Consider the following 9,901-nt stretch of genomic DNA (forward strand, 5'->3'; position numbering starts at 1 on the left):
GCTCTGCTTCTGGGCCTGGTTGTTCTACACCGGACGCTGGGCGAGCTGACCGTCCGTTGAGTTCCGCCGGCGGCCGCCGTCGGTCGAGCTTGTCGAGGACCCGCGTGCCAGCCACCGTCGGTCGGGCTTGTCGAGACCCTGCCCGACCATCCGTCAACTGGCGACCGATTTCTCACTCGTCCCCACGGCAGAAGGCGGACGGCCCCCGGAATCGGTCGCTGATCCGCGGGCAGCAGGGAATTCTCGGCGCGAGTTGTGTGGATAACCCGCCTTCCGGCCCCCACGCGCCCGTCCGATCTGATGCGCTGAGCTGATGGACGACCTCGACGACGTGATGCTGCTCACGAACGTGATGAACCTGAACAACGGAGTGCTGCGTCGGCGGGATCACCCGAGGTCACGGACGACGTTTGACGCCTTGGAGCGCTCCGGCGCATTGGTGCGAGTGCTGCCCGGGGTCTACGTCGACGCGACGCTTATCACGAGCCGTCGGACGCGGTTCGCGGCCGCACTGGCGACGTCCCCCGGGGCAGTGCTCTGGGGCACGGACGCGGTTGCGGCACTCACCGGAAGACTGGACGAACGTCCCTTTCGTCCGGGAGACCGAGTTCAGTTGGCGCACCTGCGCGGCCACGTGTCGACGGACGCCGTCCGCTGGGTTCGGCGGAGGGTGCCGCAGGAACATCGCGTCAGGGTGCAGGGACTGCGGTGCCCGTCCGCCCGCTACCTCGCCATCGAAAGTGCGGCGCGGGACTCCGGTGCCCTGCTGGAACAGTTCTTGCGCACTGGCTTAGTCAAGCCGTCCGAACTGGCCGCCATGGTGCCGCTCTTCGATGGGAGCGCGGGGCAGGAGACCAGACGTCGAGTGGTTCGTACCAGCGTCGACAATCCCTGGTCGGGTGGCGAGCGGTTGCTGCACTCGCTGTTACGGCGGCATCGGATCACCGGCTGGGTTGCCAACGCTGAGCTGGTCATCGACGGCTGCCGATGCTTCCCCGACGTGCTGTTCGAGGAGGCCGGTCTGGTAGTCGAGTTCGATGGCTACGAGGTACACAGCAAGCCGGAGGTCTTCGAGTCCGACCGGCGTCGCCAGAACGTGCTCACCATGGGTGACTACCGTGTCCTGCGATACACCTGGAAGCAGCTCAACGACGAGCCGCTGGTGATGATCAGCCAGGTGCGAGCGTTCCTGGCTCGTCAATCAGCGACCGATTCGGGCCCGACTTGAGGCGACCGAGGCGAGATGCGTCCGGAATCGGTCGCTGATCCGCGGACGATCAGCGTCTGAGTCCCCGTTGGTCGAGCTTGTCGAGACCCCTGCCGGCTGCGACGAGCTCAGTCGGCGGTGGCCTGAGCCTCAAGCCACTTCAAGGCTTCCCGGCGAGACAGCGGCGAGAGCCGGGACGCCTGCGCGGCCACATACTTGCGGACCCACGCGGCGTCGGTCTTGGAGTAGTCGCGCAGTGCCCAGCCGATGGCCTTGCGGGCGAAGAAGTCCGGGTCGTCGATGCTGCCCTCGACGGCGTAGGTCAGAAGCTCGACATCGGTGGCTTCGCGGGCACCGAGCTGGGCGATGATCGAGACCCGCCGCAGCCACAGATCCTGCTCGCGCGACCAGCCTCTCAACACCGCGGTCATCGTCGGCCGGTCGGACGCCAGCAGGTCGCCGGCGACATGGGACAGCTCGTCCACCAGATCCCACCACGCGCCGGACGTGACCAAGTGACGCACCAGCCCCAGCAGCGCCTCGTCCGGAATCAGCCAGTCACGGTATCGCCGGTCTCGCAGCACCCCGATCGCCGCGTAGCGCTGCTCGCGGTGGGTGGCCTCGTCCCAGAGCGTCGTCACGGCGGCCAGCCAGGAGGCACGGTCGGGAACCGGATGCGCGGCGACCACCTTCCGCACGAGTGCCCGCACCTGCGGAACCGTGAGGCCGTGGAACGGCAGCGCTGACTTCATGTAGCGCTGCTGACCGACCGCACGCTCGGGATCGCCGCGCGCGGCCAGCGCCGTCCGGATGGCGCCGACCAGCTGACCGGACGCCGCGGGCACGCCGTCCATGCCTCAGCAGTCGCCGACGATGAAGGCGTCCAGCAGGGCGGCGAGCTGCTCGGCCAGGTCGGCCGGACGGCTCTCGCCGCGCAGCACGCTGAGGCTGACCGTGTTCTCGTAGACGGCGCCGAGCAGCTCGATCACCTGGGAGCTCGGGACGGATAGCCGGGCACCGACCCGCTCGAGCGCCAGATCCAGCAGGCTCGAGGTCGACTCCGAGATGCCCTCGTGCACCGCCAGCCAGCCCTCGCGCAGCTCGGGTGTCCGCAGCGCGTGCAGCCGCAGCTCCATCATGCTGACCAGTTCGGCGGACTTCTTCGGCTGTGCCTCCAGGAACACCCCGACGGCGTCGCGGATCAGCCGCTCGGTGCCGTCCGTCGTTCCGGGTTCGTCGGGAATCACCGCGATAGCGGCCTGCATCGCCGACAGGTACTGCTCACCCTTGCGGCGCAGCACGTCGAGACACAACTCGTCCTTGGAGTCGAAGTTGGAATAGAAGGCCCCCCGGGTGAAACCGGCCCGCTCGCAGATCTCCTCCACCGAGGAACCGAGCACGCCGCGTTCGCCGAACAACTCGACGGCGGCGTCCAGCAGTCGTTGCCGGGTCGCCTCGCGGCGGGGGCTGCGCCGCACGGTCTCGGGGGTGGTGTTCATCGCCGCATCCTAGCTGTTTGCATACACGCTCGTATTGAATACACTACTGCATCGGATACACATCTGTATCGAGAACTGCGGGAGGGGACGGCCGATGTCGTCGATGCTCTACCGGATCGGACGTGCCTGCTACCGGCACGGCGTCCGGGTGTTGATCGTCTGGCTGGCCCTGGTGGCCGCGCTCGGCGGCACGGTGGGACTGCTCGGCGGTGCCCAGTTCAACGACAGCTTCCGGATCCCCGGGGCATCCTCGCAGGTCGCCCTCGACCAGCTGAAGATGACCTTCCCCTCCGGTGCCGCCACCACCGCGCAGGTGGTGCTGCTGCTGCCCGAGGGTGAATCGCTGAACGACAAGGCCACCAAGACCAAGGTGATCGACGCGCTCGACACCTTCAAGGACCTCTCGATCGTCGACGAGGTGGTCAGCCCCTACAACGAGCATGTCGACGGCCTGATCTCCGACAACGGACGCGCCGGGCTCGCCAACGTGCAGCTCAACGTGTCGGTGACCGAGATCACCGCCGACCAGAAGCAGCAGCTGGAGGATCAGGCCGCCAAGGTCGCCGGCCTGCTGCCGGGCTCGGAGGTGCATCTGGGCGGCGAGGTGTTCTCCACCCACATTCCGCACCTGAGCATCATCGAAGGCCTGGGCGTGGTGGTCGCGATCATCGTGCTGCTGGTTGTGCTCGGCTCGGTCACCGCCGCGGCGATGCCGGTCGGCACCGCTCTGATCGGTGTCGGCATCGCGGTCGAGGTCACCATGCTGGCCTCCAAGGTGATCGAGGTGAACTCGACCAGCCTGATGCTCGCCGTGATGATCTCGCTCGCGGTCGGCATCGACTATGCGCTGTTCATCGTCTCGCGGCATCGCGACCAGCTCAGTCAGGGCCTGGACGCCGAAGAGTCGGCCGCCCGGGCCGTGGCAACTGCGGGTTCCGCTGTGGTGTTCGCCGGACTGACGGTGATCATCGCGCTGGCCGGCCTGACCATCTCTGGCGTGCCGTTCCTGGGTGTGATGGGCATCTTCTCCGCCGTCGGGGTGTTCTTCGAGGTGCTGCTGGCGCTCACCCTGCTGCCCGCCTTCCTGGGCTTCGCCGGTAGCCGGCTGACGCCGAAGGCGGCCAAGGCGTCCCGGGCGCGCGGACCCCGGTTCGACCTGCGCCGGTTCTGGGTCCGGACGGTGACCGCCGTCCCGCTGCTCACCATCGCCCTGGTGGTGGCCGCGCTCGGCGCACTCGCCGTCCCGGCCAAGGATCTCCAGCTCGCGCTGCCCAACTCGGGCCGCAACCCGGTCAGCTACGGTGACCGGGTCACCTTCGACGTGATCAGCCGCGAGTTCGGCATCGGCTACAACGGTCCGCTGGTGATCACCGGCACCATCGTCGAGTCGGACGACCCGCTGCAGATCGTCGACGACCTCAAGACCGACATCGAGAAGATGCCCGGCGTCCAGCTGGTGCCGCTGGCCACCCCGAACGAGAACGCCGACACCGCGCTCATCCAAGTCATTCCCACCACCGGACCGGACGACCCGGCGACCGCCGAGTTGGTGCAGGCACTACGGGCCCAGCACGACCGATGGCTGCACGACTACGGCATCGACACCTCGGTGACCGGCGCGACCGCCGTCCAGATCGATGTGACGCAACGGCTCGCCGGCGCCCTGCTGCCGTTCGGCATCTTCGTGGTCGGGCTGTCACTGGTGCTGCTCACCCTGGTGTTCCGGTCGATCTGGGTACCGATCAAGGCAGCGCTCGGCTTCCTGCTCAGCGTCGGCGCGGCGTTCGGCGCCACCGCGCTGGTGTTCAACCAGGGCTGGTTCAAAGAGGTGGTCAACCTCGGTGAACCCGCGCCGGTGATCAGCTTCCTGCCGATCATCCTGATGGGCGTGCTGTTCGGCCTGGCCATGGACTACGAGGTGTTCCTGGTCTCGCGGATGCGCGAGGAGTACGTCCACGGCAACACCGACCACTTCGTCGAGGACGGCTTCGTGCACTCCTCCCGGGTGGTGGTGGCCGCGGCGCTGATCATGTTCGCGGTGTTCGCGTTCTTCGTCCCCTCCGGCGAGGGCACCATCAAACCGATCGCATTCGCCCTTGCCATCGGGGTGGCGATCGACGCCTTCATCGTCCGGATGACCCTGGTGCCCGCGGTGATGAAGCTGCTCGGACGGCACGCCTGGTGGCTGCCGCGCTGGCTCGATCGCCGGATGCCGGTGGTCGACATCGAAGGTGAGGCGCTGGCCCACCAGCTGAAACTGCAGTCCTGGCCGGAAGCCGGCGGGCACATCGTCTACGGCCGTGGGCTGTCCGTTCACGGCGCGTTCGAGGGTGTGGATGTGGCGGTGAAGCCCGGTGAGGTGCTGGTGGTCGAGGCAGAGGTGACCGCCCGCCGCGCCCTGCTGCTCGCTCTCGCCGGACGGCTGCCGCTGACCGCCGGCGACGTGGTGGTGGCCGGACGGGCGCTGCCCGAGCAGGCGTCCGAGGTGCGCCGGATCGCTGCCGTCGCCACCCCGTCCCATCGTTCCCCGATCCGCGATTTCGACGGCCCGATGCTGGTGGTCGAAGAGGCCGACCTGTTCACCCCGCGGCAGCGCGTCCAACTCGCCGAGCGGCTGCGGCTGCTCACCGAGGCCGGCGGCTGCGCCGTCCTGGGCCACGCGCCCGGCGCGGATATCGCCGACCTGCTGCCGCCGTCCTACCGCACGCTGACCCTGCAAGGAGAACTCAGCCATGCCTGAAGCAACCCGCACGCTGACCTGGCGCAGCCTGCTCGCCCTGGTGCTGGTGCCGGTGCTGGTCGCCGGCGGATTCCTCTGGGGTACCTGGAACTCCGGTGACCGGCTGCACCAGGTCGAAGCGGCCGTGGTGAACCTCGACCAGGGCGTCACCCTCGACGACCAGTTCATTCCGCTCGGCCGGCAGCTGTCCGCCGCCCTGGTCGACTCCGACAAGCAGCAGAACTTCAGCTGGGTGCTGGCCGACGAGGCGCACGCCTGGCCGGGCCTGGCCTCGGGGCGCTACGCCGCGGTGGTGGTCATTCCGCAGAACTTCTCCAAGGCGGCCACGTCCTACGGCAACGACGACCCGGCCACCGCTGAGCAGGCGACCATCGCCGTGCACACCTCGCCGGTCGCCGGGGTCGCCGACGCCTGGCTGGGCAATGTGCTGGCCAGCGCGGCGTCCCAGACCCTCAACGAGACGCTCACCAAGGCCTACCTGGACCGCATCTACATCGGCTTCAACGACACCGGCAAGCAGTTCCAGACCGTCGCCGACGCAGCCGGGAAGCTGGCCGACGGCACCGACGAGCTCGGCGACGGCATCCGGTCGGCCTCCGACGGCGCCGGCCAGCTGAGCGATGGGCTGGGCAAGCTGTCGGCCGGCTCGCCGCAGCTGGTCAGCGGTGTGAAGCAGGTCGAGACCGGCGCCGGTGCGCTGGCCAAGGGCATGCGCCAGATGAAGCAGCAGACGGCGGACCTGCCGGCGCAGGGCAGGCAACTGGCCAATGGCGTGAAGGCCTATGTGGCCGGTGCCAACGGGCTGGCCGATCAGCTGGTGGCCGCGGGCAAGGGCACCGGGACCCTGGCCGGTGGCCTCTCGCAGCTGTCCGGCGGCCTGGCGCAGTACCAGGCGGCGATGGCCGCGGCGTCCAAGGACCCGACCTCGCTGGGCATCGAGTGCCCGTACCAGTCCGAGGCGGAATGCGCCGCCTTCTTCCGCGGGCTCGGCACCGGCACCGGTGCCGCCGCGCAGGGAGTGTCGCCGCTGGCGTCCGGACTGTCGACGTTGAGCAGCGAGCTGAACAAGCAGCTGCCGAGTCCGAAGGAGCAGCAGAAGCAGGCCGAGCAGCTGGCCGCCTTCCGCAAGGGTGGGCAGGAACTGGTCAAGGGCTCAGGGCAGTTGGGCTCTGGGATGGGCGCGCTGGCCAAGGGCATCGGGCAGGCCGCGGACGGCTCCACCCAGCTCGCGAACGGGCTGCCGAAGCTGCGCTCCGGCGTCGAGCAGTACACCGGTGGCGTGGACGCGGCGGCGTCCGGGTCGAAACAGCTCGCCACGGGTTTGAGCAAAGCCGCGAACGGCGCCGGCAGCCTCGCGGACGGCTCACGCAAGCTCGCCGACGGTCTCGCCAAGGGCGCGGACAAGGTGCCCAGCTACAGCAAGAGCGACCGGGAGAACCTGTCCACCGTCGTCGCCGCCCCGGTCAGCCCGGACGGCTCGGCCGGCGTGGTCGCGCCGACCACCGCGTGGGCGAGCCTGCTGCTGGTGCTGGCGTTGTGGCTGGGCGCGTTGGCCACCTTCGCGCTGGTCAAGCCGCTTGACGGACGCCTCGCGCTGTCGACGGCGTCCACGCCCACGCTGATCTGGCGGGCGGTGCGTCCGGGCCTGGTCGTCGCGGTGGCGCAGGCGCTGGTGCTGACCGGGATCGGCGCCGGGGTGCTCGGCCTGGCGGTGCCGCAGGCGGCCGCGCTGGCCGGCTTCCTGCTGCTCGCCGGGGTGGCGTTCGTGCTGGTCAACCACGCGTTGGCGGCCTGGCTCGGCAATGCCGGACGGCTGCTGGCGATCGCTTTCGCGGTGCTGACCACAGTGGGCGCCGTAACCGCGGCCGCGCCTGCCTTCTTCGACAGTGCCCGCTCGGTGTCCCCGGTCTCACCGGCCCTGGACGGCGTCCGGGCCATCGTCACCGATGCCAACGGAGCCTCCGCCGCGGTGTTCACCCTGCTCGGCTGGGCGGTGATAGCCCTCGGCGCCAGCGCCCTGGCCGTCGTCCGACGCCGCACGCTCCGGCTCCGCGAGGTGCCGGCCCTGGCCTGACCGACGCCCTCGTCATCCCGGCCAGGCCGGGATGAGGCTCATGGCCGGCTCGGATGAACCGTCCCCGAGGTCACTCCACCCAGGTGCCCTGATGCAGGACGCCGGTGACTCGCAGGTCGTCGTTCAGCACCACGAGGTCGGCGGGGCCGCCGACGACCAGGTCGCCGGCGTTCAGGCCCATCGCCCGCGCGGGGTTGAGACTGGCCTGCTTGACGGCCAGTTGCAGCGCGGGCTCCCGCTCCAGGCCGGAGCCCAGGACGGCGTTGCGGAAGACCAGGTCCATGGTGGCGGTGCTGCCGGCGATGGTGCTGGTGCCGGCCACTCGGGCGACGCCGTCGGTCACGTCCACGTCCAGGGCGCCCAGGGTGTAGGCGCCGTCGGACATGCCGGCCGCGGCCATCGCGTCGGTGATCAGCGCCACCCGGTCCGGGCCGACCCACTTGGTGGCGTTCCGGTACAGGGCGGGGTGCAGGTGGACGCCGTCGTTGATCAGCTCGATCGTCACCCGCGGATCCTCGATCAGGGCCGTGATCGGGCCGGGCTCGCGGTGGTGCAACGGCCGCATCGCGTTGAACAGGTGAGTCGCTGCCCGTGCCCCCGCCTCGATACCGGCCCTGGCCTCCTCGTAGGAAGCGTTGGTGTGGCCGATCGCGGCCACCGCGCCGGCGTCCGAGATGCGCCGGATGGCCGGCAGCGCCCCATGCAGTTCGGGCGCGATGGTGACCATCCGGATGGTGCCCTTCCCGGCGGCGAACACCCGGGCGATCTCGGACGGCTCCGGATCCCGCAGCGCGCTGGGCTCATGCGCCCCGCAACGCTGCGCCGACAGCCACGGACCCTCCAGGTGGATGCCGGCCAGCAGGCCGTCCTGCACCTGTTCTGTCAGCACCCCCACCTGCCGCAGCAGATCCGCCGGATGCGCCGCGACCAGCGAGGCGATCATCGAGGTGGTGCCGTGCCGGCGATGCAGGTCGCGACTGGCCACCGAGCTCTCCGCGGTCGCTTCGGGGAAGGCTCCGGACCCGCCGCCATGGGTGTGCATGTCAACGAAACCGGGAACCACGGTGACCGCGCCCAGCGCGTGCGCGGGGGTGCCCGTAGGCACCCCCGCGCCGAGCGCGGTGACCACGGTGCCGGTGACCTCCAGCCAGCCCGGGCGCAATACCTCGGTGCTGGTGACGATCCGCTCAGCGGTGATCAACATGCGTGAATCCTCTCAGCCTCGACCGACGATCACAGCCCCTGCCAGGCAGGTTTCGAGGCGTAGGTCTCGCGGTAGTAGCCGGTCAACTGCAGCCGGCTCGCCGCCGCCTCGTCCAGCAGCACCGTCACATGGGGATGATGCTGCAGGATCGTCGCCGGCCACAATGCGCTGACCGAACCCTCCGCCAGCTGGTGGACGGCCTCGGCCTTCGCCGCGCCGCTGGCCACCAGCACCACGTGCCGGGCCGCCATGATGGTGCCCAGGCCCTGGGTGATGCAATGAGTCGGCACCTGGTCGATATCGCCGTCGAAGAACCGGGCGTTGTCGATCCGGGTCTGCTTGGTGAGGGTCTTGATCCGGGTCCGGGAGGCCAGCGACGAGCCGGGCTCGTTGAACCCGATGTGCCCGTCCGTGCCGATCCCCAGGATCTGCAGGTCGACGCCGCCGGCCGCCTCGATCGCCGCCTCGTACGAGGAGCAGAAGGCCGGGATGTCGGTGGCGAGCCCGTCCGGGCCGTGCACGGCGTCCGCGCCGAAGTCGACCCGGTTGACGAAGTCCCGCCGGATCACGTTGTGGTACGTCTCCGGATGCTCGGCCGGCAGGCCGACGTATTCGTCCAGGGTGAACCCGCGGGCCTGCGCGAACGAGACCTCGCCGGCGTCATGCCGGGCGGCCAGTTCGTCGTAGATGGCCAGCGGGGACGACCCGGTGGCCAGGCCGAGCACGGCCTCCGGCTTGCGCTGCACCAGGGCGACGATGGTCTCGGCGCCGAGCTTGCCGGCTGCGGTGGCGTCCGGGCAGATGACGATCTCCATGATTGGTTGTCTCTCCTTGTCGTGGGGTGATTCAGCGGGTGGTGATGATGGCGTCGAGGGCGTTCAGCTCGCCGCCGATGACGGCGTCGGTGAAGGCGATGTCTGCCTGCTTCTTGTCCATCACCACGACCGGGATGATCGGGTTGCGGCCGGTGGCCTCGACGGCGGGGACGTCGAAGGTGATCATCAGCTGGCCGGCCTCGACCACATCGCCCTGGGCGACATGGGCGGTGAAGCCCTGCCCGTTCAGCTGGACGGTGTCCAGGCCGAGGTGGACCAGGACGCCGACCCCTTCGGGCGTGACGATCACGTAGGCGTGCGGCCACAGGGTGAGCACGGTGCCGCCGATCGGGGCGACCGCC

8 protein-coding genes are annotated in these 9,901 nt (G+C 69.7%); 3 read left to right on the forward strand and 5 right to left on the reverse strand.

Annotated features, from left to right (window positions below; all coding sequences use genetic code 11):
• Nucleotides 1–313 precede the first annotated feature (313 nt).
• A complete protein-coding gene (locus Q0066_RS05320) occupies nt 314–1,228 on the forward strand; it encodes a DUF559 domain-containing protein (protein WP_298130824.1) in 915 nt (304 codons plus the stop codon).
• A 107-nt stretch (nt 1,229–1,335) separates the two neighbouring features.
• On the opposite strand, the gene Q0066_RS05325 is transcribed toward Q0066_RS05320, so the two are convergent.
• Nucleotides 1,336–2,061: a DNA alkylation repair protein gene (locus Q0066_RS05325; RefSeq protein ID WP_298130827.1), complete on the reverse strand. Its 726-nt coding sequence runs from the start codon at nt 2,059–2,061 to the stop codon at nt 1,336–1,338.
• Nucleotides 2,062–2,064: 3 nt separating this feature from the next.
• Nucleotides 2,065–2,706: a TetR/AcrR family transcriptional regulator gene (locus Q0066_RS05330; RefSeq protein ID WP_298130829.1), complete on the reverse strand. Its 642-nt coding sequence runs from the start codon at nt 2,704–2,706 to the stop codon at nt 2,065–2,067.
• A gap of 94 nt (nt 2,707–2,800) precedes the next feature.
• Here Q0066_RS05330 and Q0066_RS05335 point away from each other — a divergent pair, with 94 nt between their 5' ends.
• Both Q0066_RS05335 and Q0066_RS05340 read left to right on the forward strand, forming a co-directional pair.
• On the forward strand, nt 2,801–5,446 hold the full coding sequence (locus tag Q0066_RS05335; RefSeq protein ID WP_298130832.1) for an MMPL family transporter: 2,646 nt from the start codon (nt 2,801–2,803) through the stop codon (nt 5,444–5,446).
• Nucleotides 5,439–7,520: a YhgE/Pip family protein gene (locus tag Q0066_RS05340; protein ID WP_298130834.1), complete on the forward strand. Its 2,082-nt coding sequence runs from the start codon at nt 5,439–5,441 to the stop codon at nt 7,518–7,520. Before Q0066_RS05335 ends, Q0066_RS05340 begins: the two co-directional genes overlap by 8 nt.
• A gap of 70 nt (nt 7,521–7,590) precedes the next feature.
• On the opposite strand, the gene nagA is transcribed toward Q0066_RS05340, so the two are convergent.
• The 3 genes from nagA to Q0066_RS05355 all read right to left on the reverse strand — a co-directional run.
• Nucleotides 7,591–8,724: an N-acetylglucosamine-6-phosphate deacetylase gene (gene nagA / locus Q0066_RS05345; RefSeq protein WP_298130837.1), complete on the reverse strand. Its 1,134-nt coding sequence runs from the start codon at nt 8,722–8,724 to the stop codon at nt 7,591–7,593.
• Between the two features lie 29 nt (nt 8,725–8,753).
• Complete coding sequence (gene nagB, locus Q0066_RS05350) at nt 8,754–9,539, reverse strand: glucosamine-6-phosphate deaminase (protein WP_298130839.1); 786 nt, start codon at nt 9,537–9,539, stop codon at nt 8,754–8,756.
• A gap of 31 nt (nt 9,540–9,570) precedes the next feature.
• On the reverse strand, nt 9,571–9,901 hold a 331-nt coding region (locus Q0066_RS05355), incomplete at its 5' end, for a PTS glucose transporter subunit IIA (RefSeq protein ID WP_298130841.1).

The organism is Micropruina sp., assembly GCF_027492755.1.
Taxonomy (GTDB): Bacteria; Actinomycetota; Actinomycetes; order Propionibacteriales; family Propionibacteriaceae; genus Micropruina.